22 protein-coding genes and 3 pseudogenes are annotated in these 23,544 nt (G+C 67.8%); 17 read left to right on the top strand and 8 right to left on the bottom strand.

Features of this window, described 5'->3' with window-relative positions; genetic code table 11:
* Positions 1–65 precede the first annotated feature (65 nt).
* Positions 66–632: a carboxymuconolactone decarboxylase family protein gene (locus AS97_RS46005; protein WP_210567036.1), complete on the bottom strand. Its 567-nt coding sequence runs from the start codon at positions 630–632 to the stop codon at positions 66–68.
* Between the two features lie 109 nt (positions 633–741).
* Between AS97_RS46005 and AS97_RS46000 the strand changes: the two genes are divergently transcribed.
* The gene (locus AS97_RS46000; RefSeq protein ID WP_210567035.1) at positions 742–1,557 is read left to right on the top strand and encodes an IclR family transcriptional regulator; all 816 of its coding nucleotides are present in this window, start codon (positions 742–744) and stop codon (positions 1,555–1,557) included.
* An 11-nt stretch (positions 1,558–1,568) separates the two neighbouring features.
* On the opposite strand, the gene AS97_RS45995 is transcribed toward AS97_RS46000, so the two are convergent.
* Positions 1,569–2,324, bottom strand: a complete 756-nt coding sequence (locus tag AS97_RS45995; RefSeq protein ID WP_247204735.1) for an SDR family oxidoreductase — start codon at positions 2,322–2,324, stop codon at positions 1,569–1,571.
* Between the two features lie 216 nt (positions 2,325–2,540).
* Here AS97_RS45995 and AS97_RS45990 point away from each other — a divergent pair, with 216 nt between their 5' ends.
* Positions 2,541–3,953 (top strand): MFS transporter, encoded by a 1,413-nt coding sequence (locus tag AS97_RS45990; RefSeq protein ID WP_210567034.1) that lies wholly within the window; start codon positions 2,541–2,543, stop codon positions 3,951–3,953.
* Positions 3,954–4,007: 54 nt separating this feature from the next.
* Here the strand turns inward: AS97_RS45990 and AS97_RS45985 are convergent, their stop codons facing one another.
* A complete protein-coding gene (locus AS97_RS45985; RefSeq protein ID WP_247204734.1) occupies positions 4,008–4,262 on the bottom strand; it encodes a hypothetical protein in 255 nt (84 codons plus the stop codon).
* A gap of 193 nt (positions 4,263–4,455) precedes the next feature.
* Between AS97_RS45985 and AS97_RS45980 the strand changes: the two are divergent.
* The 4 genes and pseudogenes from AS97_RS45980 to AS97_RS45970 all read left to right on the top strand — a co-directional run.
* Positions 4,456–5,151 (top strand): annotated as a pseudogene (locus tag AS97_RS45980) (integrase); the annotation flags it as partial.
* Between the two features lie 65 nt (positions 5,152–5,216).
* The gene (locus AS97_RS45975) at positions 5,217–6,410 is read left to right on the top strand and encodes an IS3 family transposase (protein WP_210567033.1); all 1,194 of its coding nucleotides are present in this window, start codon (positions 5,217–5,219) and stop codon (positions 6,408–6,410) included.
* A 35-nt stretch (positions 6,411–6,445) separates the two neighbouring features.
* Positions 6,446–6,607: pseudogene (locus AS97_RS48355) on the top strand (sodium-independent anion transporter); the annotation flags it as partial.
* A 352-nt stretch (positions 6,608–6,959) separates the two neighbouring features.
* Positions 6,960–7,337, top strand: coding sequence for a PfkB family carbohydrate kinase (locus AS97_RS45970; RefSeq protein ID WP_210567032.1), 378 nt, complete (start codon positions 6,960–6,962; stop codon positions 7,335–7,337).
* Positions 7,338–7,529: 192 nt separating this feature from the next.
* Here the strand turns inward: AS97_RS45970 and AS97_RS45965 are convergent, their stop codons facing one another.
* Entirely contained in the window at positions 7,530–8,198 is a 669-nt protein-coding gene (locus AS97_RS45965; RefSeq protein ID WP_210567439.1) for a GntR family transcriptional regulator, read from the bottom strand.
* 71 nt (positions 8,199–8,269) lie between these two features.
* Entirely contained in the window at positions 8,270–8,773 is a 504-nt protein-coding gene (locus tag AS97_RS45960; protein ID WP_210567031.1) for a flavin reductase family protein, read from the bottom strand.
* 232 nt (positions 8,774–9,005) lie between these two features.
* On the opposite strand from AS97_RS45960, the gene AS97_RS45955 reads away from it, so the two are divergent.
* Positions 9,006–10,202 carry an IS110 family transposase gene (locus tag AS97_RS45955; protein WP_210567024.1) on the top strand — a complete coding sequence of 399 codons (1,197 nt, stop codon included), beginning with the start codon at positions 9,006–9,008 and terminating at the stop codon, positions 10,200–10,202.
* 36 nt (positions 10,203–10,238) lie between these two features.
* Here the strand turns inward: AS97_RS45955 and AS97_RS45950 are convergent, their stop codons facing one another.
* Entirely contained in the window at positions 10,239–10,664 is a 426-nt protein-coding gene (locus AS97_RS45950; protein ID WP_210567030.1) for an ester cyclase, read from the bottom strand.
* Between the two features lie 467 nt (positions 10,665–11,131).
* Here AS97_RS45950 and AS97_RS45945 point away from each other — a divergent pair, with 467 nt between their 5' ends.
* From AS97_RS45945 to AS97_RS45925, 5 genes are read left to right on the top strand one after another with little or no spacing between them, the layout of a single operon-like run.
* Positions 11,132–11,758 (top strand): amino acid synthesis family protein, encoded by a 627-nt coding sequence (locus AS97_RS45945; RefSeq protein ID WP_210567029.1) that lies wholly within the window; start codon positions 11,132–11,134, stop codon positions 11,756–11,758.
* On the top strand, positions 11,755–12,306 hold the full coding sequence (locus AS97_RS45940) for an amino acid synthesis family protein (RefSeq protein ID WP_210567028.1): 552 nt from the start codon (positions 11,755–11,757) through the stop codon (positions 12,304–12,306). The genes AS97_RS45945 and AS97_RS45940 overlap by 4 nt, the downstream gene beginning before the upstream one ends.
* A 6-nt stretch (positions 12,307–12,312) precedes the next feature.
* Positions 12,313–13,044, top strand: coding sequence for an alpha/beta hydrolase (locus AS97_RS45935; protein ID WP_210567027.1), 732 nt, complete (start codon positions 12,313–12,315; stop codon positions 13,042–13,044).
* Positions 13,037–14,524 carry an aldehyde dehydrogenase gene (locus tag AS97_RS45930; protein ID WP_210567026.1) on the top strand — a complete coding sequence of 496 codons (1,488 nt, stop codon included), beginning with the start codon at positions 13,037–13,039 and terminating at the stop codon, positions 14,522–14,524. Before AS97_RS45935 ends, AS97_RS45930 begins: the two co-directional genes overlap by 8 nt.
* Position 14,525: 1 nt before the next feature.
* Positions 14,526–14,831, top strand: a complete 306-nt coding sequence (locus AS97_RS45925; RefSeq protein ID WP_210567025.1) for a tautomerase family protein — start codon at positions 14,526–14,528, stop codon at positions 14,829–14,831.
* Here the strand turns inward: AS97_RS45925 and AS97_RS45920 are convergent.
* Positions 14,815–16,011, bottom strand: a complete 1,197-nt coding sequence (locus tag AS97_RS45920; RefSeq protein ID WP_210567024.1) for an IS110 family transposase — start codon at positions 16,009–16,011, stop codon at positions 14,815–14,817. The two genes, AS97_RS45925 and AS97_RS45920, sit on opposite strands and share 17 nt — an antisense overlap.
* A gap of 231 nt (positions 16,012–16,242) precedes the next feature.
* Here AS97_RS45920 and AS97_RS45915 point away from each other — a divergent pair, with 231 nt between their 5' ends.
* From AS97_RS45915 to AS97_RS48350, 5 genes and pseudogenes are all read left to right on the top strand, one after another.
* Positions 16,243–17,286, top strand: coding sequence for an LLM class flavin-dependent oxidoreductase (locus AS97_RS45915; RefSeq protein ID WP_210567023.1), 1,044 nt, complete (start codon positions 16,243–16,245; stop codon positions 17,284–17,286).
* 265 nt (positions 17,287–17,551) lie between these two features.
* Positions 17,552–18,991, top strand: coding sequence for a cytosine permease (locus AS97_RS45910; RefSeq protein ID WP_210567022.1), 1,440 nt, complete (start codon positions 17,552–17,554; stop codon positions 18,989–18,991).
* A 588-nt stretch (positions 18,992–19,579) separates the two neighbouring features.
* Positions 19,580–20,173, top strand: a complete 594-nt coding sequence (locus AS97_RS45905; protein WP_210567021.1) for a cysteine hydrolase — start codon at positions 19,580–19,582, stop codon at positions 20,171–20,173.
* Positions 20,174–20,429: 256 nt separating this feature from the next.
* Positions 20,430–20,704: pseudogene (locus AS97_RS45900) on the top strand (transposase family protein); the annotation flags it as partial.
* A gap of 750 nt (positions 20,705–21,454) precedes the next feature.
* A complete protein-coding gene (locus AS97_RS48350; protein ID WP_247204733.1) occupies positions 21,455–21,922 on the top strand; it encodes an integrase core domain-containing protein in 468 nt (155 codons plus the stop codon).
* Between the two features lie 193 nt (positions 21,923–22,115).
* On the opposite strand, the gene AS97_RS45890 is transcribed toward AS97_RS48350, so the two are convergent.
* Positions 22,116–23,420: an ROK family transcriptional regulator gene (locus AS97_RS45890; protein WP_210567020.1), complete on the bottom strand. Its 1,305-nt coding sequence runs from the start codon at positions 23,418–23,420 to the stop codon at positions 22,116–22,118.
* Positions 23,421–23,544 lie beyond the last annotated feature (124 nt).

Raw genomic sequence — 23,544 nt, 5'->3', positions numbered from 1 at the left:
CGATGAATGAAAGTGTAGTTCGCTGGGTGAACGTGACGTGAGTATTTATGGGTCTCTACGGGCTGTCAAGGCCCCTCACCTGCGAAAACGCGGAGCTGGAGGGCGAGGGTGCCGTAATAGCCGACGAGGGTCGTCAGTTCGAACAAGGCCCGCTCTCCTACCACGGACACGATGTCCGCGTACTCCTCGTCGCTGAGGGCGCCATGGCTCAGCAGTGCGGAGGTTGCCTGCAGGACGGCCCGCTCGACGGGGTCGGCGAGTTCGGGCACCGCTCCGGTTCCCAGTGCGGCCATCTCCCGCTCGGTGAGGCCCGCCGCGCGGCCCACGGCCTCGTGGGCCGCGCGCTCGAAGGCGCTGTTCCAGTGTGCGGCCACGGCGAGGATCGCCAGCTCGCGAGCCCGGTCGCCCAGCACGGAGCCGTAGCGCACGGCCGCGCCGATGGCCTGGACCGCGAGGCCCACCGGCGGACTGAGCAGCATCGCGTTGAACGGGCCGCGCAGCCGCCCCTCCGGATCGGTCAGCGCGAACGCCTGGGGTCCGGCCGCGCGGGGGCCGCCGGTGATGGCCCGGTAGACCTCCGCCTGTTCCTCGTCCAGTTGGCAGGGCAGCAGCCCGGCCAGTCGCGCTCCCATGTGTCCTCCTCAAGCCTTCCTGTGCAAAGTGGCCCTATGCGTGATATCGACTTCCGTAGAATGAAAGTTGCCCCTCATGCGCATGCCGATAACAGAAAGGGAGCACCGAGTGCCGCCCCGTGATGAACCGATCCTCCCGACCGCCGAGGCCCCCGCGTCGAAGCGCAGCTATCACGTCGAGGCCCTGGCCAAGGGGCTGCGGCTGCTCGCGCTGTTCTCCGAGCAGCGCACCACGATGAAGCTCACCGACATGGCCGCCGAGACCGGCGTACCGCTGCCCACCGCCTTCCGGATGGCGGCCACCCTGGGCACCGAGGGGTTCCTCGAGCAGCTTCCGGACGGTGCCTACCGGCCCGCCCCGAAGGTGCTCACGCTCGGCTTCTCGGCCTTGCGCGGCATGGATCTGGTGGAGCTGGCCGACGGGCCGCTGCGCCGGCTCGCCGCGGCGACCGGGCAGACGGTCAATCTGGGCACGCTCTCCGACGACCGCGTGCTGTATCTGATCCGACTGCGCAACAACGACCTGGTCACCGCCAACATCCAGGTCGGCTCTCGGCTCCCGGCCGCCGGCACCTCCATCGGGAAGGTGCTGCTCGCCGGTCTCGACGAGAAGGAACTGGACCAGCGCCTGACGGAAGCGTCCTTCGCCGGGATCATCGGCCCCAACGCGATCAGGTCGCTCGCCGGCCTGCGGCCGGCCCTGATCGAGATCCGCAAGCAGGGCTGGGCGGTGCAGGACGAGGAACTCGCCTACGGGCTGCGCTCGGTGGCCGCGCCCGTGCGCGACGCGTCCGGCGCGGTGGTCGCCGCCGTCAACGTGGCCGTACCGGCGATGGAGTTCCCGGTCGCCCGCCTGCACGACGAGCTGCGTCCGCCGCTGCTGGACGCCTGCCGGGAGATCACCCGGCTGCTCGGCGGAAGCTGAGATCCGCCGGTTCATACGAGCGTGCGGCCGCCGTCGACGTACAGCACCTGCCCGGTGACGAACGACGCCCGCCGCGAGGCGAGGAACAGCACCGAGCCGACCACGTCCTCGGGCGTGCCCAGACGCCCAGCCGGTACCAGGCCGACCATCTCCTGGCGCATTCCCGGCTTGTCTAGGTACGTCCTGGTAAGCTCTGTCTCCGTGTAGCCGGGGCCGACCGCGTTGACGGTCACGCCGTCGGCCGCCCACTCCCGGGCCATCACCTTCACCAACTGGTCGAGGCCGCCCTTGGTCGCCGCGTACGGCGCGTGATGCTTGTGCGCGAGACGGGAGGAGACCGACGAGAAGAACACCATGCTGCCGCCTCCCCCCTCGCGCATCAGGCGTCCGGCGGCCCGCCCGGCGTAGAACGCGCTCGACAGGTTCAGCGTGAGGATCCGCTCCCAGACCTCGTCCGGGGTGTCCACCACCGGGCGTCGGTCGTTCGTGCCGACCGCGTGCACCAGCACATCCAGCCCGCCCAGTTCACCGGCCACTGCCGTGACGGCCTCGTCACACGCCTCGGAGGTCGTCATGTCGGCCGGGAATACGCGCACACCGGCATCCGCGAGCACCGGCTCATCCCGCAGCGCCTTCAGCTTCGCCGCGTCCACGTCCACCACGGCCAGCCGCGCCCCTGCCTCCGCCAGCCCCCGGGCACAGGCGGCTCCCAGCCCGCCGGCTCCCATGACCAGCGCCCGGCGGCCCTCCAGTCCCAACCACTCCATGGCGACCCCGCTTCCACTGAATGAAAGTAGCTTTCAAACTTCCTTGGGACCATAGCGCCGGGGCCGCCTGAATGTCCACGGCGCCCGGCCTCTTGACGTCATTCCGGCCCCGATGCTTTGGTTCCTTCCGGTTAGAACAAGCCACTTTCGTTGAGTGAAAGTAGGCTCCCGCTAAGGACCGCATCCCCCCTGCAAGCTCGACGAGGAGCTGACGCCATGGCCGCGACAAATACGCAGAACACTCAACAAGCCCTGCAAGCCGACCAGTTGGTCAAGCGGCTGGACCAGGTGCCGGTCTCCCGATTCCACGCCCGCGTCGTCGGCACGCTCGGCGCGGGAACCTTCTTCGACGCGTTCGACATCGTCTCCGTCGCCACCGTCCTCAGCGCCATATCCGCCACCTACGGGCTGAGCTCCAGCCAGGCCGGTCTGCTGGTCAGCGCGGGCTTCCTCGGCCAGGCGGTGGGCGCGATCGGGTTCGGCCTGGTCAGCGAGCGCCTGGGGCGGCGCCGGGTGTTCCTCGCCGCCCTGGCCGTGATGGGGGTCTTCGCCCTGATCTCGGCCCTGGCCTGGAACAGCACCAGCCTGGGCGCCACCCGGCTGATCCAGGGCTTCGGCCTGGGCGCCGAAGTGCCCGTCGCTTCGGCCCTGCTCGGCGAGTTCGTCGCAGCCCGGCAGCGGGGCCGGGTCACCGTGCTCTACAAGCTGGCTTCGCCGCTCGGCAACCTCGCCACCTCGCTGACCGCGGCGGCCCTGCTCGCCTCCACCAGTCCCGAGAACGCCTGGCGCCTGCTGTTCGCCATCGGCGGCGCCCCGCTGCTGATCGCCCTGGTCGCGTGGCGTCTGCTGCCGGAGTCGCCGCGCGTCCTGATCCGGCAAGGACGCTTCGCCGAGGCGGAGCGGATCGTCACCGCCATGGAAGCCTCGGCGGGCTCCGCCCCCGCCGCTCCCCCGGCAGACTCCACGTCAGCGCCCGCGAGCGCGCCCAGCGCCGATCTGGCCTCCACTCGGCACACCGAGCTGCTCTCACCCCAGTACCGAAGGCGGACACTCACGGCCTGGGTGCTGTGGTTCACCGTGTTCTTCACCCTGCTCGGCGCCACCGCCTGGATGCCCAGCCTCTACGTCAAGCGCGTCGGTGTCTCCCCGTCGACCGCCGCACTGCTCAGCGGTGCCCTAACCCTCGCCGCCATCGTGCTGATCATCGCCGTGGGAACCACCGTCGACCGCGTGGGTCGGCGCCGCTGGTTCCTCACGGGATACGTGATCTCCCTCGCCGGCGCCCTGCTCGCCGTCGTACTGGCCGCCACCGGCAACCTCCACACCTGGCCCGCGCTCCTGGCCAGCGGCGGCCTGATGCTCCTCGGCGTGAGCAGCGTCGACCCGCTCGTATACGCCTGGACCGCCGAGATCTATCCCACCCGCATGCGCTCCTGGGGCGCCCTCAGCGCCAGCTCCTGGCGCGGCTTCGCCGCCGTCCTCGCCCCGACGGTCATCGGAGCACTCGTCGACCACGGCATCGCCGCCGTCTTCGGACTCTTCGCGGCCGTCCTGGTCATCGGGCTGGTCGTCACCGCTGTCTTCGGCATCGAGACCAAGCAGGCGTCGCTGGAGGAACTCTCCCAGTAAAACCGCCACCCACATTCCCAGGACCGCCGTCTCCTGCGAGGCGGCGGGTCCGCCTTATCCGTGAGCGGCCGCGGTATCAGGAGCCAGGCGGGTGAGCGCGAGCCGCAGGAACGCCCGCGCCGCAGGTGCGGTCGAGGCGGGATCGGGGTGGGCGAGGGCCGGCGGCAGCAGCGCCTGTGGGTCGTCGAGGCGCAGCCCGCAGTCGGCGTGCTCGGCTGGGACGATGGCCTCCGCCACCGGGAGGGGGACGACGGTCGCCCCGATGCCCTCCAGCGCCAGCGAGGCGAGATCACCCGCGCTGCGCAGCACGCACACGCTCCGCCGGCGCGCCCGCGCCATCTCGACCGGCCGCAGCCCATGCGTCTGCGGCCTGAATCTGCCCTTGCCGGAAATCTCATCCGTCCTGGTGGAGGCCGGTGCATCGGGTTTCCCGAAATCTGGCCGCGGTCGCCCAAGCTGGCGCTCTCGCGCAGCTGCCGTCAGCGCGTCATGATGATCGATCGTGCTGCTGCGACTGGCTTATCTGGGTGCGACGAACGCGTTCGCGATGCTTCGCCTGCTGCCGATGACCGACCGGGACAAGGACGCGGAGATCCTCGCTCTGCGCCACCAGATCACCGTGCTGGAACGCCAACTCGGCAAGGAAAAGATCCGGTTCTCGCCAAGCGATCGGGCGTTCCTGGCGGCGCTGCACCGGCTGCCACTGCACGTCCTGCGACAGTTACGGCTGCTCGTACGCCCCGACACGGTATTGCGTTGGCACCGCAACCTCGTCGCACGCCGCCACGCCACCTCCTGCCGACCCAAACGCCCGGGACGACCACGCACCGTGCGCTCCGTCCGCATCCTGGTGCTGCGCCTGGTGAAGGAGAACCCGAGCTGGGGCTACCGACGCCTGCACGGCGAACTCCTCGTACTGGGGGTGAGGGTGGGCGCGTCCACCGTCTGGGACATCCTGAAGGAGGCCTGCATCGATCCTGCGCCCGAGCGGAACTCCAGTACCTGGGCCAGTTTTCTGCGTTCCCAGGCTGATGCCCTGCTGGCCTGCGACTTCATGGAAACAGTCACCCTGTCGGGGGCACGGATGTACGTGCTCGTGGTGATCGAACACGGCAGTCGCCGGATCCGCGTCCTGGGCGCCACCACGCATCCGATCGCCTCCTGGGTAGCGCAAGCGGCGAAGAACCTCGTCATGGACTGAGATGACCCCTGTGGTGTGGACACTCTGATGGCGGATCTTGATGGTCCGGGAAGATGGTTCATATGGCAGGGCGGATATACACCCCGGAGTTCCGGGCGGACGCGGTGGCGTTGTGGAGGGCTTCGGCGGGTCAGCGGGCGATGAAGGACGTCGCCGCTGACCTGGGCATCACCCGCGAGACACTGAGGGTGTGGGTGCGAGCGGCCGAGGGCGGCGGCCAGGCCTCGGCGGGGTGGTTCGGGGCAGTCGGGATCCGCCGATGCGGAGAACGCCCGGCTGCAGAAGGCGGAGAAGGAGTGGCAGCTGGAGCGGGAGATCCTGCGTCGGGCGGCCCAGTATTTTGCCAAGGAGATGAAGTGACGTCCCGCCGCTGGGACTTCATCTCCGCGCACGCCGGTGAGTTCGGCGTCCAGCGGCTGTGCCGGGTGCTGCGGGTCTCCCGTTCGGGCTACTACCGGTGGCTGGCCGGCGCGGATGCACGGTCCGCCCGGCAGGCTGCGGACGACGCCCTGGTAGCCAAGATCCGCGAAATCCACACTGAGTCCGGTGAGGCCTATGGGGTCCTGCGGGTCCACGCCGATCTGCAAGGGTTCGGACATCACGTGAACCGCAAGCGGGTGGCACGGCTGATGCGCGCACATGGCATCGTCGGCCGCCACCTGCGCAGGAAGAAGAAGACCACGGTCCCCGACACCGTCGCGCCGCCGGCGCCGGACCTGCTGCAACGGGATTTCACCGCCTCCCGGCTCGATGAGCGGTGGTGCGGCGACCTCACGTATATCCAGGTCGGTGGGCGGTGGCTGTTCCTGGCCTGCGTGATCGACATCTGCTCGCGCCGGGTACTCGGCTGGTCGATGGCCCCGCACATGCGGGCCGAGCTGGTCATCGACGCACTGCGGATGGCGGTCTCGGCCCGGGGCAGGGACGTGGCCGGTGTGGTCTTCCACTCGGACCGCGGGTCGCAGTACACCTCGGCGGCGTTCGCGCAGGTCTGCGACGGATACGGGGTCCGGCGGAGCATGGGCCGGGTCGGCTCCAGTTACGACAACGCCCTGGCCGAGAGCCTGTGGCAGAGCCTGATACGAGAGGCCATGTACAAGACGACGTTCCCGACGATGAGTCAGGCCCGACTGGGGATCTTCCGGTGGCTCACGTACTACAACGCGCGACGGCGTCACAGTGCGCTGGCCTACCTGTCCCCAATGGAGTTCGAACAGCAGCACCACACGACGGCTAAACTCTCACTCGCGGCATAAACCCCTGTGCCCACATCCAGGGGGTCACCTCACACCTGTCCGCCACCCACATCTGGGACGCCTCCTCCGTTGCCGCCCTCGACGCGATTGAGACCAAGTACGCCCAGCGCGGCAAGGAAGTCGAGATCATCGGCCTGAACCGGCCCAGCGCCGATCTCCATGACAAGCTCAGCGGCGCACTCGCCAACAACCACTGAGCACCAACCAGCAAAGGCCGCCTCGTGAGCATCATCACTGCGAGGCAGCCTACTGCTGTCTGGGCACCGTGGACGTGAGACTCACGACTCCACGGCCGTGCGACCTGGCTGTTCGTTTCCGCCGTACAGCCGCCCGTTCCGCGTAGGCGGCCTGATGATTCGGACACGACTGTAAGACAGACCTACAAGGCCACGGTGTGAGACACCAGATGCAGGAGCAGGTCACAGCGCTGCCATATGGCACGGACCGCGAGACCCTCCATCCATGGTCGTGCCAGGGCGCCGGTAATGATGTCGGTCCGGGGCCAGTGGCGTGCGAATCTCAGGTGGGAACCGACCTGGCGGAAAGGTCGTGGGAAAACATCTGCGGTGTACTCCTCGAACGCTTCGGTATCCGCCGCACGGTGGTGACCGCAGGAGCCCGCGGCGCGGTGGTACTGACCCATGCCGACTGCCCGGGCAACCCGACGCCCAGGCCCGCGTCGTCTGCATCGCGCCGGTCACCGTCAGCGCCGTCGACGCCACCGGCTGCGGGGACGCCTTCCCCGGGGCGGTACTCGCGGGCCTTGCCGACGGCCGCACCGTCGTCGACACCGCGCACGCGGCAGCAGCGTTCGCCGCCTACGCCGCCACCCGCCGCGGAGCCCAGAACTCCTACCCGACCAGGACCGAACTGCAAGCCTTACTCGACACGCTCGACCATGACGATGCCGCCGCCTCGGCACACTGATCTGGCCGATGCCCCACCCAGGAACAAGGGCTACAGGCCTCCTTCATGTGGCGTACGCGGAGTCGGCGAAAGGTTCCAAAGTCGGCAAGCGGCCATCCATCGCGGCCCGAGGACGCACGAAGGGACCGGCACCTCGCCGGCCCCGTTCCGGCTCGACAGGCGGAAGCGATGAGAGGCTGGATGGGCCCAAGATTAGGAGCTCGCCGCGCCGAACCTCTCGTGCGGGCCACCGATGGGCAGGCCCGCCAGTAGAGCGCGTCGGCTTGCCCTGACATGCTCCCGCATCACCTGCTCGGCAATGTCACCGTCCTTTGCCAGGATCAGCTCCAGAACGAGGTGGTGTTCGCGGTCGGACTGGGTGGCGCGGCCCGGCTGGCTGAGCGAGGTGTTCACCAGCCGGGAGTACGCCAGCTGATTCATCAGCATCCGGTAGTGGGCCTCCAACTTGCTGTTGTCGGCGCCAGCTATGAGCAGGTCATGGAACTCCTGGACCAGCTCTGCGTACCGTTCCCGGTCGTCCCGCTCCACCGCTTCATCGGCCTCGCGCAAGTTTCGCTCGATCAGGTCGATCTCCGGCACACGGCCGCGCTGGGCGAGCAGGCGGGCTGCAGCACCCTCGATCAGTTCCTTCATCTCGAATAGTTCCGTGATCTCACGGCGGGAGGGGATGGTAACGAACGTCCCGACGCGGGGCCGGATCTCGACCAGCCCCTCGGTTTGCAGCTGCTTGAGGGCTTCGCGCACTGGCGTACGGCTCACGCCGAACTCGTCCGCCAGGGCGAGCTCCGACAGCGGAGCTCCGGGTTCGATGTCGCCCTTGATGATGCGCCTGCGCATTTCGGCGATCACCGTGGCCTGCATCGATCCGTTCTTCGGTTCGCTCTTTGCGCGATTCACCGAGTACTCCTCCATCTCCCGTGCCACCCGCTGCATCATCCCAGAGGCGTGAGTGCGCCGCCGTCGAAGAACTTGCCCGCGCTGTAGACCATGGGGTGGCGCTCGGCGACTGCGGCGTGCACGACTCGGCAGATGAAGATCGTGTGCGTACTGGCCTGGAGCCGCTCGCGGATCTGCACTTCCATCTGCGCGCTGCTTCGAGCGATCAGCGGGCTGCCGAACGGGCCGCTTCCCCAGTCGAGGTCCTTGAACTTGTCAGCGGCTTTGCTCGCGAACGTGCCGACGACGTCGAGCTGGTCGATGGAAAGGATGTTGATCGCGAGGTGGTCCGCCCGGAACAGACAGTCATGGGTGGACGAGGTGTGCTGGACGCACACCATCACCGTGGGAGGGTCGAGCGAGATGCTCGAGAACGCGTTGACGGCCAGCCCTCTGGGGGTCTCTCCATCCATCGCGGTGACGACCGTGACACCGGTGACGAACTGCCGGTTGGCCTGCTTCATCACGTCGATGTCGGGGGTCGGGGCAAGTGCGGCCATGGGGGGCCCTACCTTTCTTGTGGGTTCGAAATGATCATTCGTAAGATCACCGGGACCCAGGGGTTCCGGGTATGGCTGTCATGTGGTCGCCCGCAGATGGCTCAAGGAGCTTGGCCGCCCGGAGTCCCGCGACGACTCGACCGCCAATTGGGATCTGCGACTCGATCGCTGTGTAGGGCAACGCCGGCGAGGTCGTCTGCTGGGTGACGTTGACCATGAAGAGCTGGCGGAGGTGGCTGTGCCCCGGATCTGGGCCGGAGTGGACATCGGCAAGGAACATCACCACTGCGTGGTGATCGACGCGGACGGCCGGCGCCTGCTGTCCCGCCGGATCCTGAACGACGAGACGGCCCTGCTGGAACTGCTCAAAGACGTCTTGGACCTCGACGAGGACGTCCTGTGGGCTGTCGATCTCAACCATGGTGGCGCCGCCTTGCTGATCGGGCTGTTGGTCAGCCACAACCAGCCCTTGGCTTACATCACCGGCCTGGCTGTGCACCGCGCCTCTGGGACCTACCGCGGTGAGGGGAAAACTGACGCGAAGGACGCCTTCGTCATCGCGGACCAGGCGCGTATGCGCCGCGATCTTGGACTGTTGCGGCCCGGTGACGAGATCGCCATCGACGTGCGCACACTGACCACGCGACGCACCGACGTGGTCTGCGACCGGACCCGGCAGATCAACCGTCTTCGGGCCCAACTGCTGGAAATATGCCCCGCGTTGGAGTGTGTGCTGGAGCTGACCAACAAGGGCCCGGTCCTCCTGCTGACCGGCTACCAGACTCCGGCGGCGATCCGCCGGGCTGGGGTGAAGCGCATCGAGACATGGCTGCGCAACCGCAAGGTCTACGGAGCCGCTGCGCTGGCCAAGGCGGCCGTGGATGCCGCCGAGGCCCAGCACACCGTACTGCCCGGCGAGAAGCTGGCTGCCGCCATGGTGGTCCGCCTCGCCAAGGGGGTGATCGCCCTCGACCAGGAGATCGCCGAGCTCGACGCCCTGATCGAGGCCCGGTTTCGCGAGCATCCGCACGCCGAGGTGATCCTCAGCATGCCCGGCATGGGCAGGCTGCTCGGCGCCGAGTTCCTGGCCGCTACCGGTGGCGACATGGACGCCTTCGGCAACGCCGACCGCCTGGCCGGATACGCCGGTCTGGCACCCGCCCCGCGTGACTCCGGCCGCGTCAGCGGCAATCTCCGCCGTCCCCGCCGGTTCCATCGCGGGCTGCTGCGAGCGTTCTACCTCTCCGCGCTGTCCAGTCTGAAGTCCTGCCCCGCCTCGAAAGCCTTCTACCAGCGCAAGCGTGCTGAGGGGAAGGGACACAAACAGGCGCTGCTGGCGCTTTCGCGCCGCCGTGTCAATGTCTTGTGGGCCATGATCCGCGACGGAGCGTGCTACCAAGCCACACCACCTGTCACGGCAGCGGCTTGACATCAGCATTTGGGAAGCTCCTTGGCATTTTGATCGTCAGTCCTGTCCCACGGTGATGATGCCCAGTGCCGAGAGGAGCGCCCGGGGGTCCCACGTCACGTTCTCCTCGACGACCTGGTCCCCTTCGAAGCGGGCGAACGTGGCGCCGCTGACTTCGACGCGCCGCTTGGTGGGCGGGACACCGAGGAACGAATTCACATGGGTTCCGCTGCTGTGCCAGCGGATCGCGGCCCTGTCGCCTTCGACCACGATGTCGTCGATGGTGGTGGTCAGGTCCGGGAACGCCGCCCGCGTTGTGACGATCGCCGCCTTGAAGGCGTCCAGGTTATGCGGGTACGGGTCCGTTCCGTGGCGTAGGTAGGCCGGGCTCAGCAACGCGTCGAGGGCGTCGACGTCGCCGTGCCCCCATGCCTGGGCCCATACCTTCTCGATGAGTTCTCGGCGGGCGTCGTTGTGTGCCATCTCTTCTCCTTTCACGGTGGCGGCAATGCGGAGTGCGGTCGGTCCGCCGACAGGAGCCGGAGTGCCAGCACGCTGCCGGAGGCACGAGCTGAACGGCGGAAGCGGAACCACGCTCGTCCTCTTGGCCGCCGCCCTCGGCTGTCTCGTTCGTGGTGGCTTCTCCCCTTGCCCTGATGGCTGCGGGGCACAGTTTCGTACCCGCCCGAAGGTGAATGGATGCGGAACCAACTGAGGCCACGAGGCGGACACCCGGCCCCGCACTGGCATACAAGAAGCAGTAAGACATGCCACAGGTAGAGCGTCAAGGGTTCGCGGGCGTCGGATCGCACCCCAACTTCACCGAACATATAAACCTGCAGTTCAGAGGGCATTTCGCGGTTGCCGACGCGGTCACGTGAAGGGCCAGCGAAAGCCCTTCGACTCAAGCCCTTGACTGACTCGAAAGTGCACACCTATCGTCCTGTGCCATGCAAGAGAGCTTGGAACAAACTGACGAGAGCATCGGTCTCCGCAAGCTCGTGCTCTACCGCGATGTCGTCTTCACCGAAGCGGGCGAGGTACCCGCACGGCCCGTGCAACGCGCCAGCGTCGCTGCGGTCATACGGAATCCATGGGTGGGCTCCGGCCCTTCTACCGACCTGTCCATGGAACAGGCTCGCTTCGCTCCGGTACTCGCGAAGCTGCTGACCGACCGGCTCATGGCATCCATGGGCGGTGTGCACAAGATCGAAGCGTTCGGCAAGGCTGCCATCGTCGGCACGGCGGGCGAAATCGAGCACGCCGGGGCACTCATCCACACCCCGTACTTCGGGAACCTGGTGAGAGAGTTCCTCCAGGGCGAGTCCATCATCTGTTTCGCCGACACGCGGGCCGAGGCCGGAGAGACACTCATCGTCCCCCTCTGGCACAAGACCCATGCCGCGACACGTAGCCACTACCAGACCATCAGCGCCCGCGTACCCGACGCGCCGCGTGCGGACGAGATCGTCGTCATCGCAGCCGCGTCGACGGGGCCCCGGCCGCACCCCCGTATCGGGGACCGCATGACCGACCCCGTCGTCACCACCGAAACCCTGGAGGTTGTCCCCTCATGAGCGTCCGCAAGATCGTGACCATCGTCGAAGAGATCCGCGCCGAGGGTGGCCGAGAGGTCAACCGCCCCGCTCGCATCGCTGTCGTCGCAGCGGTGATCGAGAACCCCTGGGCCGGTCAGGGCTTCGTCGAGGACCTCGGCCCCGGCATCGACGCGACCGCCTCCGACCTCGGCGCCCTGCTGGCCCCGGCGGTCCTCGACGCCCTCGGCGAGCCCGCGGAGGCGTACGGGAAGGCCGCCATCGTCGGCTTGGACGGCGAGATCGAGCACGGCTCGGGGCTGATCCACACCCTCAAGTTCGGCGATCACTTCCGCAAGGCGGCCAATGCGACCACCCTGCTGCCCGCGGTCGAGAAGCGCGGCCCCGCCGGCGTGGTCTTCGACATCCCGCTGAAGCACATCACCGACGCAACGATCCGCTCGCACCACCAGAGCTTCGAGGTCCGCATCAGCGACGCCCCGCACCCGAACGAGATCGTCATCGCACTCGCCGCCGCCGCTCAGGGACGCCCCCAGCAGCGCCTGGCGCCGCTCACGACCGAACAGTAGGTGCTCATGAGCAAGCCGACCGTGGTCCTGCTGCACGGCGTCGGACTCGACCACACCATGTGGGAGCCCACCGCCGCACTCCTGGCCGACCGCTTCACCGTGATCACCCCCGACCTGCCGGGCCACGGCACCCGCCCGCCGGTGAACGATCGTGTGATCCTCGCCGACCTGGCCGACGGGGTAGCCGGCGAGATCCCGGCCGGCTCACACCTGGTCGGATTCTCCCTCGGGGCGCTGGTCGCCCAGCACCTGGCACTACACCGCCCCGAGCTGGTGGCCACCCTGACCTCGGTCAGCTCGGTGTGCCGGCGCACGGCCGAGGAGCGGACCTCGGTCCTCGGCCGACTGCGCACCGCGGAAGCCGACTTCACTGCCAGCGCGGCCGCAAGCCTGAAGCGGTGGTACGACGGCACGGACGTCGACGCCGAGTGGGTGGCCCGCACCGAGGCCACGCTGCTCGCAGGCGACGTCGACTCCTTCCTCGGCTGCTATCGCGTGTTCGCCTCGGCGGACGCGGAACTCGGGCCGTACCTGGGCCGCATCTCCGTACCCGCACTTGCTGTGACAGGTGAGAACGATCCGGGCTCCACCCCCGAGATGACCCGGCGGCTCGCCGCGGCGCTTCCGGACTGCCGTGCGGTGGTCGTCCCCGAGGCGCGTCACATGCTGCCCGTCGAGCGTCCCCAGGCGCTCGTCGACTCCCTCACCACCTTCCTCGGAGAGTGTCCTCATGTCTGAGCTCACCACGTTGCGGCACTTCATCGGCGGGGAGTCCGTGGAGCCCGCGTCCGGCGAGTACTTCGAGAGCACCAACCCGGCTACCCGCGAGGTCCTCTACCGGGCCGCGCGCGGCGACGCGAGCGACATCGACCGGGCCGTCGCCGCCGCGAGGAGCGCCTTCGAGGACCCGCGCTGGCGCGACCTCAGCCAGACACGCCGGGGCCACCTGCTGCGCCGCCTCGGTGAGCTGATCGCCGAGAACGCCGAAGAGCTGGCCCGGATGGAGACCCTGGACAACGGCAAGCTGCTGCGCGAGATGCAGGGGCAGCTGGCCACCCTGCCGGAGTACTACCACTACTACGCGGGGCTCGCCGACAAGATCCACGGCGACTTCATCCCGACCTCCGACCGCCGGGTGCTGAACTACACGGCCCGGGAGCCGCTGGGCGTCGTCGGAGCGATCACGCCCTGGAACTCCCCGCTGACGCTGACCAGCAGCAAGCTGGCCCCGGCGCTCTGCGCCGGCAACACCGTCGTGATCAAGCCCTCCGAGTACACGTCGGCCACCGTCCTCAAGCTCGCCGAGCTGGCACTCGCCGCCGGGTTCCCGCCGGGCGCGGTGAACGTCGTCACCGGATTCGGGGCCGAGGCCGGGCAGGCCCTGGTCGACCACCGCGACCTGGCGAAGATCTCCTTCACCGGCAGCACCGCCACCGGGGCCCGCATCGCCGCGGCGACCGCGAGCCGGTTCATCGGCTCCACGCTCGAACTCGGCGGCAAGTCACCCAACATCGTGTTCGAGGACGCGAACATACCGAACGCCGCGATGGGTGTCGTCGCCGGCATCTTCGCCGCCGCCGGACAGACCTGCATCGCCGGCAGCCGCGTCTTCGCCCACCGGTCGGTCTACGACGAGCTGCTCGAGCGCGTCGCCGAACGCGCCAAGACCATCCGTATCGGCGACCCCCTGGACGAGCAGACCGAACTCGGCCCGCTGGCCTTCGCGGACCAGCGCGCCAAGGTGGCCGGATACGTCGACCTCGGACGCAGCGAGGGCGCCCGGGTGCTGACCGGTGGACACACCACCGACGGCGGGCTCGGCGGCTACTTCTACGAGCCCACCATCCTCGTGGACGTCGACAACAGCATGCGGGTCGTGCGTGAGGAGATCTTCGGCCCTGTCCTGGCCGTCATGCCGTTCGACACCGAGGACGAGGTCGTCCGCCTGGCCAACGACACGGACTACGGACTCGCCGCCGGCGTCTGGACCACGAACCTTGCCCGGGCACACCGGCTGGCGGCGCGCCTCGACGCGGGGACCGTCTGGGTCAACACCTACCGGGCCATGTCCCCTATGTCCCCGCGGCAGGGCTTCAAGACCAGCGGCATCGGCGTCGAGCACGGCACCGAGACCATCAAGGAGTACACGCGCCTCAAGAGCGTCTGGATCAACACGAGCGAGGAGCCCGTGGCCGATCCGTTCACCATGCGGAGCTGACATGCCACAGGTCGCCATCACCCTCGCCGAAGGCCGCACCCCGACCCAGATCCGGGACCTGCTGCACGAAGTCCACGCCGCGGTCCTGCGCACCACGAACACCCGCCCCGAACACATCCGTGTCGTCGTCCACGAGGTGCCCCGCTCCCACTGGGCCACCGGCGACGTCACCCTCACAGAGATGGACACCGCCGGCACGGGACCGTCCGGCGCGACCACCGACGGCAGCGGCCGGGACACGAGCCGACACCCGACCGGCCCGCAAGCCAAGGAGCTTCCCAATGCTGATGTCAAGCCGCTGCCGTGACAGGTGGTGTGGCTTGGTAGCACGCTCCGTCGCGGATCATGGCCCACAAGACATTGACACGGCGGCGCGAAAGCGCCAGCAGCGCCTGTTTGTGTCCCTTCCCCTCAGCACGCTTGCGCTGGTAGAAGGCTTTCGAGGCGGGGCAGGACTTCAGACTGGACAGCGCGGAGAGGTAGAACGCTCGCAGCAGCCCGCGATGGAACCGGCGGGGACGGCGGAGATTGCCGCTGACGCGGCCGGAGTCACGCGGGGCGGGTGCCAGACCGGCGTATCCGGCCAGGCGGTCGGCGTTGCCGAAGGCGTCCATGTCGCCACCGGTAGCGGCCAGGAACTCGGCGCCGAGCAGCCTGCCCATGCCGGGCATGCTGAGGATCACCTCGGCGTGCGGATGCTCGCGAAACCGGGCCTCGATCAGGGCGTCGAGCTCGGCGATCTCCTGGTCGAGGGCGATCACCCCCTTGGCGAGGCGGACCACCATGGCGGCAGCCAGCTTCTCGCCGGGCAGTACGGTGTGCTGGGCCTCGGCGGCATCCACGGCCGCCTTGGCCAGCGCAGCGGCTCCGTAGACCTTGCGGTTGCGCAGCCATGTCTCGATGCGCTTCACCCCAGCCCGGCGGATCGCCGCCGGAGTCTGGTAGCCGGTCAGCAGGAGGACCGGGCCCTTGTTGGTCAGCTCCAGCACACACTCCAACGCGGGGCATATTTCCAGCAGTTGGGCCCGAAGACGGTTGATCTGCCGGGTCCGGTCGCAGACCACGTCGGTGCGTCGCGTGGTCAGTGTGCGCACGTCGATGGCGATCTCGTCACCGGGCCGCAACAGTCCAAGATCGCGGCGCATACGCGCCTGGTCCGCGATGACGAAGGCGTCCTTCGCGTCAGTTTTCCCCTCACCGCGGTAGGTCCCAGAGGCGCGGTGCACAGCCAGGCCGGTGATGTAAGCCAAGGGCTGGTTGTGGCTGACCAACAGCCCGATCAGCAAGGCGGCGCCACCATGGTTGAGATCGACAGCCCACAGGACGTCCTCGTCGAGGTCCAAGACGTCTTTGAGCAGTTCCAGCAGGGCCGTCTCGTCGTTCAGGATCCGGCGGGACAGCAGGCGCCGGCCGTCCGCGTCGATCACCACGCAGTGGTGATGTTCCTTGCCGATGTCCACTCCGGCCCAGATCCGGGGCACAGCCACCTCCGCCAGCTCTTCATGGTCAACGTCACCCAGCAGACGACCTCGCCGGCGTTGCCCTACACAGCGATCGAGTCGCAGATCCCAATTGGCGGTCGAGTCGTCGCGGGACTCCGGGCGGCCAAGCTCCTTGAGCCATCTGCGGGCGACCACATGACAGCCATACCCGGAACCCCTGGGTCCCGGTGATCTTACGAATGATCATTTCGAACCCACAAGAAAGGTAGGGCAGTCATGAGGTTTTCGTTGTTCGTGCACATGGAGCGTTGGGACGAGGAGGTCAGCCACCGCCAGCTCTTCGAGAATCTCACCGAACTCGCCCTGATGGCCGAGGCCGGCGGGTTCGGCACCGTGTGGATCGGCGAGCACCACGCGATGGAATACACCATCTCCCCCAGCCCCATGCCGCTGCTCGCCCACCTGGCCGCGCAGACCTCGTCCATCCGCCTCGGCGCCGGGACCATCATCGCCCCGTTCTGGAACCCGATCCGGGCCGCCGGTGAGTGCGCACTGCTCGACGTCATCAGCAACGGCCGGATGGAAGTCGGCCTCGCCCGGGGCGCCTACCAGTTCGAGTTCGACCGGCTGGCCAGCGGCCTGTCGGCCCGCGACGGCGGGAAGCACCTGCGCGAGCTGGTCCCGGCTGTCCGGGCACTCTGGCAGGGTGACTACGCCCACGACGGCGAGATCTGGCAGTTCCCGACCTCGACCAGCGTCCCCAAGCCGGTGCAGCAGCCCAACCCGCCCATGTGGATCGCCGCCCGCGACCCCGATTCCCACGACTTCGCCGTCGCCCAAGGCTGCAACGTCATGGTCACCCCGCTGATGAAGGGGGACGAGGAAGTCGTCGACCTCAAGCGGAAGTTCGACACCGCGGTCACCAACCACCCTGAGGTGTCGCGTCCGGAGCTGATGGTGCTGCGGCACACCCACGTCCACTCCCCGGACGAGCCCGAGGGATGGCGGCCGGCTGCGGAGGCGATCGGCCGGTTCTACCGGACCTTCGACGCCTGGTTCGACAACAAGACGACCCCGCAGAATGGGTTCCTCGCCCCCAGCCCGGAGTCGAAGTTCGAAGGCCGCCCCGAGTTCGAACCGGAGTCGCTGCACAGGACGGCGATGCTCGGCACCCCTGCCGAAATCATCGAACGACTGCGCACCTACGAAGAGCTCGGCGTGGACGAGTACAGCTTCTGGATCGACACCAGCCTGCCGCACGAGGAGAAGCGCAAGTCGCTGGAGCTGTTCATCAAGGAAGTCATGCCCGCGTTCCAGTAACACCAGACTGCCCGGCGCCTCCGTGGCCCAGGAAGGTCGCCGCACTCCGGGGCGACCACTCTCCGTTCGCCAGCTGTCGAACCGCAGCTTGTCGGCCTTCCTCGGGTCGCAGCCCGACCGGGGCGCCGTCACCCGCAACCCCGCCCGGCTGGTCTACAGCCGAATTCGTCCGACATCTAGCGACGACCCGCCGTCGTGAGCCCCCTCGGCAGTCGCACTCTCACCCACTGAAGCAGCCTCCTTCCTCCGTCTCCAGGAGCACGCCATGACCCACGATGCCTCGGCACCGGTGTACGGCAGCGCGGTAACAAAGGTCGAACCCTTCGGGGTCGACCACATTCCCGAAACCGAGCGGCACGGAAAGCCCAGTTCGCAGTTCTTCGTCTGGTTCGCCGCCGGACTGAACTTCCCCATCATCCTGCTCGGATTCAGTGCCGCCTGGTTCGGACTGAGCTTCCCGGCCGCTGTCACCGCCATCGTCATCGGGGCGGCACTGGGCTCCCTGCTCATGGCCGTGATGTCCCGGATGGGCGTGCGGCTCGGTGTACCACAGCAGATTCAGGCCCGCGGACCGCTGGGCTTCTTCGGCAACTTCATTCCCGTCGCCTACATCAACGTCTTCGCCGGCATCGGCTGGGCGGCAGTCACCGTCATCCTCGGCGGCAAGGCGTTCGCCGGGCTGACCCATATGCCGTTCTGGCTGTGCGCCGGCCTGCTGACACTGATCGAGATGGTCGTCGCCGTCTTCGGCTACAACATGATCAACTTCCTGCAGAAGGCGCTGACTTACGTCCTGACGCCCCTGTTCGCGCTGATCACCGTGGTAGCCGTCATACGCGGCGGAAGCATCTTCCACGCCAACCCCGACGCACAGGGGTACATCGGCTCCACCGGCGGCTTGGTCACCTTCGGCGGCTGGTTCCTGTCCTTCCTGGTGGCCTGGGCTCCCTTCGCATCAGACTACTCCCGCTACCTGCCGGACACCCCCGCGGTCATCACACGCACCGCCTGGTACACCGGCCTCGGCAACTTCGTCACCATCTGCTGGCTCGGCATCCTGGGCGTGGTCGTCGGAGGCAGCGCAACCAGCTCCGACTCGATCACCGCCCTGCACCAACTCGCCGGCCCATTCGCCCTTCCCGCCTTGCTCGCGGTCGGACTGTCAGCACTGGCGCAGAACTTCCTCAACGTCTACGGCGGCGCCATCTCCATCCAAACCCTGAAGGTGCCCGTCACCCGCAGCCAGGCAGTCATCGGCATCTGCGTGCTGGCGTACGCCCTCAGCCTGTGGGGCGAGTCCGGGACCGAGGCCAAGTTCAAGGTCTTCCTCAACCTCACCGCGTACTTCATCGCCCCCTTCGTCGCGGTGCTGTTGCTCGACTACTACCTGGGCGGCCGCTCCGACGCGAGCCGCATCCCCGAACTCTACGACCGCTCCCGCGTGCTGGACTGGGGCTTCGTAGCGTGGGCGGGCGGGGTCGCCGCATCCGTACCGTTCTGGCAGTCCGACTTCTACACCGGACCGTTCTCGGTGGCCCATCCGGGCGCCGGCGACCTCAGCATGTTCGTCGCAACCGGAGCAGGCGCGGCCTTGTACCTGCTGACCTACCGGCTCAAACCGCTGTGGGTGAAGGGCGCTGGCGAGACACGCCGCACCTCAGGCGAACAGGACCGTTCCAGGACGATGGCTTCGCGCAATCACTGACGAAACGCCAACTGGGGGGCGGCGGCCGTACATTCGGGGCGCCGCCCGCCGCTGATGGACCCGTTGGTCAAGGAAGGCGTCTACTCCACGAACCTGATCGAGTCGAGGATGGCGTGGCTACCCCCGATCTGGGCGACGGCATGATGTTGGCCGACTGTGGATCCCTGGGCCGGTTCTGCGCAGGGTCCGGCAGAAAGCGAGCGGAGAAGTCCGCGATGACAAGTCTGCCCAGACGGGCCCCGCCGCCGGGCCTTCGATCGCCGCATACGGCGTGGCGCCACCTGGCGGTTTCAGTCATCCCCCACACCTCTTGTCCTTCCTTCGCTCGAGAGCAAAGAACATGCCGCACTCGCTTCCCCCATGGGCTCTGCAACGAGTCGCAGCCGCACTGGATACCCAACGCAAAGGAGGCTCGACTTCGGCGAACGCCGCCGAACTCGCCCGCTCCACAGGGCTGAGCAGGGGGCTGGCCAGACAATGCCTCCGCCACGTGCAGCAGACTCACCTTCGACCTCGCAACCATTGACACGCAGAAGCGATATTCATCGCGCCGTACCATACAAAGGCTCAGATCCGAGAAGGGCGCACATGAGCACGGACACCCTCACTCAGCCGTGGCTGGTCGTCATCGACATGCAAACAGCGTTCGCCGACCCTGACAGCGTCTGGGGCATTCCCGACTACGGCACGATCGAGCCGGTCGTCTCGGAGCTGTGCGAGCGGTTCGCCGGGCGCACGGTCATCACCCGTTTCGTTCCAGACCCTGAGGAGCCAGGGCAGTGGGCGGCGTACTACGACCGGTGGCACTCCATGCGCTGCTCCGCGAACTCGCCCCTGTGGAACGTCACCATCCCTGTGCTCCCGGGCACACCGATGGTAACCCTTCCGACGTTCAGCAAGTGGGGTGACCAACTCGACCGCATAACCGCGGGCGCCCCGCTGACGATATGTGGGGTCGCCACAGACTGTTGCGTACTCTCCACCGCTCTCGGCGCTGTGGATGCGGGACGCGCGGTGACAGTTGTCTCGGATGCATGCGCTGGTGTCAGCGAGGAGCATCACAGAGCTACTCTCGCCTTGCTGGAGCTGCTCTCCCCGATGATCGAGATCCGCAGCGCTGCTGAACTCATTGGTAACACGGTTCGTTCCGGCCAAATCAGCCGTCCCGGTGAGCAAATGTAACCCCTCGCGCAAGGGGACAACCTCAGCCTGGATCCTTGAAGTGGGGTCCTTCCCCAAGGCCGGGAGGTTAGCGACACCCGCTGATTGCAAGGTGGTTGGGACTGTAAAACGTTCGCCCCTGTCACACATTCGCTGGTGACGGAGCGTCGTGAGGGTCGTTGATATTGGCGTGAACGATGTCAACGAGCTTGTGCAGGCGGATTTTTCGGGACTGTCCCCGCTGGTCATAGAGGAGGTGGCCGACTAGGGCGAGCGGATTGTGGTGCAGGCTCGGACGCCAAAGGAGGCCGCGGTCTGCCCGGTGTGCGGGGCGCCGTCGAAGCGGTCTATGGTCATCAGCTGCGGACGGTGGCCGACGTGCCGATCGATGACCGTCGGGTGGTGGTCCGTGTGCGGGTGCGGCGTCTGGTGTGTCCCACGCTCGGCTGCCGCCACACCTTCCGCGAACAGGTTCCCGGAGTCCTGGAGCGTTACCAGCGCCGAACCGCCCGCCTGACCAGGCAAGTTGGAGCTGTGGTCAAGGAGTTAGCCTCGATCTTTCGTGATTGGCCGTCAGCTCCCGCTGGCGGCCTGTGGGTGCCGGGAATTATGTCACCCAGGCTGACCTGCTGGTTCGGATCTGCCCAGATCTCGGGAGCGGCGAGCCGTTTTGAGGCAGCGTGCTGGTCGTGGTGATACGGCTGATCTACCTGCTCGCCTGCCAGACCTTCCGATGGCTTGCCTTGCTTGCCCGTTCGGATGCCTCGAAGGACGCAGAGATCTTGAAGCTCCGGCATCAGCTCGCCACAGCACGCCGTGCCCAGCCAGGGCCCCGCTTCTCATGGAGCGACAGAGCCGTCATGGCGGCACTGTTCCGGATCGTCAGCAAGCAGCGGCGTACCCAGGTGGCCTTGCTGGTCTCTCCGCGGTCAGTCCTTCGCTGGCACGCGCGGCTCATCGCATGGAAGTGGACCTACCCCTCCCGTCGTCCGGGCCGACCACCCAAACCAGAGGCCCTGCGGCAACTGGTCGTGCGTTTGGCACGGGAGAGCCCTGGATGGGGATACCGCCGCGTCCACGGACAGCTCCTCGGCCTGGGTCGCAAGGTCGCCGCCTCCACCGTCTGGTCCATTCTGAAGCAAGCAGGGATCGACCCATCGCCGCAGCGCGTGGACCGCTCCTGGGCTGCTTTCCTCAAAGCCCAGTCCTCCGCGATCGTAGCCACCGACCTGTTCCACAATCGACACGGTCTTCCTGCGGCGTTGGTTCGTGCTGTTCTTCATCAACCACGGCACCCGCCGTGTGCACATCGCCGGCATCACCCGACACCCGACCGGCCCCTGGATCACCCAGCAAGCACGGAACTACCTCATGGACCTCGGCGACCATGCCGAGTCGATCAAGTTCCTCATCCGGGATCGCGGCGCCTACTTCACCGACAGCTTCGACGCCGTCTTCGAGGCGATCGGCACGCACGTCCTTCCAACACTGCCCCGAGTACCGCGGATGAACGCCATCGCGGAACGCTGGATCGGATCATGCCGACGCGAGGCGACCGACCGCATCCTGATCACGGGAGAGCGCCACCTACGCCTCGTCGTCGATGAGTACGCGAAGCACTACAACCAACACCGGCCACACCGATCCCTCGGACAACGGGCGCCGGACCGACTCACCGAACCCGGACCACCTACCGCCACCGACAACACTCGCATCCATCGACACGGTCGACTCGGCGGCCTCATCCACGAATACACGCAGGTCGCATAGGGTGACACCGTTTTCGACACCCACAAGCTCGCGGCTCGGTACGGCCGGGCTTGTGCGGCCCGTGCCGGGGTCGCCAGTGTCCACGACGTCAAGAGCGCGGCGGAACGAGGCAAGACTACCGGAGGAGTAAGTTTTGCGGCTAATCAAAGTGTCGCGCTGTCGGCCGGTACCGGCCGACAGCGCGACGTGGAGGTCAGATCGCCTTCCGGCGGGACGATACGGGGCGTGCACGGCCCGCGGTGGCGCCGACCGCGACTTCGGGCTCCGGCTCCCCGAGCGCGCTCGAAAGGGGGAGGCTTCCTTGGCGCAACGGCACCAGTTCGGCCCGCAGCATCATGGTCGCCGCTCCGATGGCGGGAGCGGTGGCGGCCGAGTCCGACAGGCGCACGACCACCGGATGCGCGGCGCGTGCGAAGAAGGTCCGGTCCAACTCCTCCTGCACGACGGGCAGATAGACGGAACCGGCGACAGCCAGGCTGGGGCCCGTGAGTACGACCGTCTCCAGGTCCATGACGTTGGCGAGTGCTCGCGTGGCCAGGGCGAGCCAGCGTGCCGAGCGCTCCAGGAGTTCCCGGGCGCCACTGTCCCCGAGCCGGGCCGCCCGCGACACCGCCGCGAAGTCGGCGGCTACCGAGGGGCGTTGGCCGCCCGGGCCCTGGGCGAGGCCGGCCGCCCGGGAGATGCGTGCGTCGGCGCGGGCCTGTGTCACCACGGCGGCCGGGCCCGCGAGCGCTTCGGTGCACCCGCGCGCGCCGCACCAGCAGTCGGGGCCGTCGACGTCGAGAGACATATGGCCGATCTCGCCGGCGTTACCACTGCGGCCGCGGTAGACGACGCCGTCGATCATGAGGCCGGCGCCGATGCCGGTTCCCATGTAGACGGCGGCGAAGCTCGGGGTGCCGCGCACCACACCGGACCAGTGCTCGCCCAGGGCCGCCGCGGTGGCGTCGTTCTCAAGGACGACCGGAAGGCCGGTGGCTTCCGCCAGTGCCTGGTCGAGAGGGAACTCCTCCCAGTGCCGCATCGTCGGAGGTGTCAGGCGCATGCCACTGGCCGGCGTGAGCGGGCCGGGTGACACCAGGCCGAGGCCCAGGACCAGGTCCCGGCTGATGCCGACCCCCTGGATGAGTTTGTCCAGCTCGTCGGCCATGCGGGCCACTACCACGGGAGGATTGTCGGTGCCTGCCCCGGCCCTGGACATCCGGGCCACCACCGAGCCGCCGAGGTCGGTGAGCGCGTAAGTGATGCCTGAGTGGTCGAGGTGGACGCCGACCGCGTAACGGGAGCTCTCGTTGAGCGCCAGCAGGGTTCGCGGCTTACCTCCAGTGGACTCGGAGCGGCCCACCTCGGTGACCAGTCCGTCGTCGATCAGGCGCCGCACCACGGTCGAGATCGTGGCGCCGGTGAAACCGGTCGCCTTGATCAACCGGACGCGGCTGATTGTTCCGGCAGCCCTGATGACGTCCAGCACCGCGGCCCTGCTGGTCGCATGGGGCATGTCCCTCGCCGACCCTCCCATCGACATCCTCCCGGCGCCAACAGGCGCTGCGTTCGGCCGGAGACTCCGGCATCGATCAGTTTATTTGCTGGACGAACATAGCAGCGGAGAGGCCTGATGAGCA

Origin of the sequence: Streptomyces sp. AgN23 (genome assembly GCF_001598115.1) — a bacterium.
Classification (GTDB): domain Bacteria; phylum Actinomycetota; class Actinomycetes; order Streptomycetales; family Streptomycetaceae; genus Streptomyces; species Streptomyces antimycoticus.
Note: the sequence above shows the minus strand (reverse complement) of the source record. Positions and strands in the feature narration are given on the sequence as shown.

What these genes read in the sequence shown, in the direction of transcription:
- AS97_RS46005 (WP_210567036.1), bottom strand. Translation starts at nt 632, where the DNA reads ATGGGAGCGCGACTGGCCGGGCTGCTGCCCTGCCAACTGGACGAGGAA.
- AS97_RS45995 (WP_247204735.1), bottom strand. Translation starts at nt 2,324, where the DNA reads ATGGAGTGGTTGGGACTGGAGGGCCGCCGGGCGCTGGTCATGGGAGCC.
- AS97_RS45990 (WP_210567034.1), top strand. Translation starts at nt 2,541, where the DNA reads ATGGCCGCGACAAATACGCAGAACACTCAACAAGCCCTGCAAGCCGAC.
- AS97_RS45975 (WP_210567033.1), top strand. Translation starts at nt 5,217, where the DNA reads ATGGCAGGGCGGATATACACCCCGGAGTTCCGGGCGGACGCGGTGGCG.
- AS97_RS45965 (WP_210567439.1), bottom strand. Translation starts at nt 8,198, where the DNA reads ATGCAGGCCACGGTGATCGCCGAAATGCGCAGGCGCATCATCAAGGGC.
- AS97_RS45960 (WP_210567031.1), bottom strand. Translation starts at nt 8,773, where the DNA reads ATGGCCGCACTTGCCCCGACCCCCGACATCGACGTGATGAAGCAGGCC.
- AS97_RS45950 (WP_210567030.1), bottom strand. Translation starts at nt 10,664, where the DNA reads ATGGCACACAACGACGCCCGCCGAGAACTCATCGAGAAGGTATGGGCC.
- AS97_RS45945 (WP_210567029.1), top strand. Translation starts at nt 11,132, where the DNA reads ATGCAAGAGAGCTTGGAACAAACTGACGAGAGCATCGGTCTCCGCAAG.
- AS97_RS45940 (WP_210567028.1), top strand. Translation starts at nt 11,755, where the DNA reads ATGAGCGTCCGCAAGATCGTGACCATCGTCGAAGAGATCCGCGCCGAG.
- AS97_RS45935 (WP_210567027.1), top strand. Translation starts at nt 12,313, where the DNA reads ATGAGCAAGCCGACCGTGGTCCTGCTGCACGGCGTCGGACTCGACCAC.
- AS97_RS45930 (WP_210567026.1), top strand. Translation starts at nt 13,037, where the DNA reads ATGTCTGAGCTCACCACGTTGCGGCACTTCATCGGCGGGGAGTCCGTG.
- AS97_RS45925 (WP_210567025.1), top strand. Translation starts at nt 14,526, where the DNA reads ATGCCACAGGTCGCCATCACCCTCGCCGAAGGCCGCACCCCGACCCAG.
- AS97_RS45915 (WP_210567023.1), top strand. Translation starts at nt 16,243, where the DNA reads ATGAGGTTTTCGTTGTTCGTGCACATGGAGCGTTGGGACGAGGAGGTC.
- AS97_RS45910 (WP_210567022.1), top strand. Translation starts at nt 17,552, where the DNA reads ATGACCCACGATGCCTCGGCACCGGTGTACGGCAGCGCGGTAACAAAG.
- AS97_RS45905 (WP_210567021.1), top strand. Translation starts at nt 19,580, where the DNA reads ATGAGCACGGACACCCTCACTCAGCCGTGGCTGGTCGTCATCGACATG.
- AS97_RS45890 (WP_210567020.1), bottom strand. Translation starts at nt 23,420, where the DNA reads ATGCCCCATGCGACCAGCAGGGCCGCGGTGCTGGACGTCATCAGGGCT.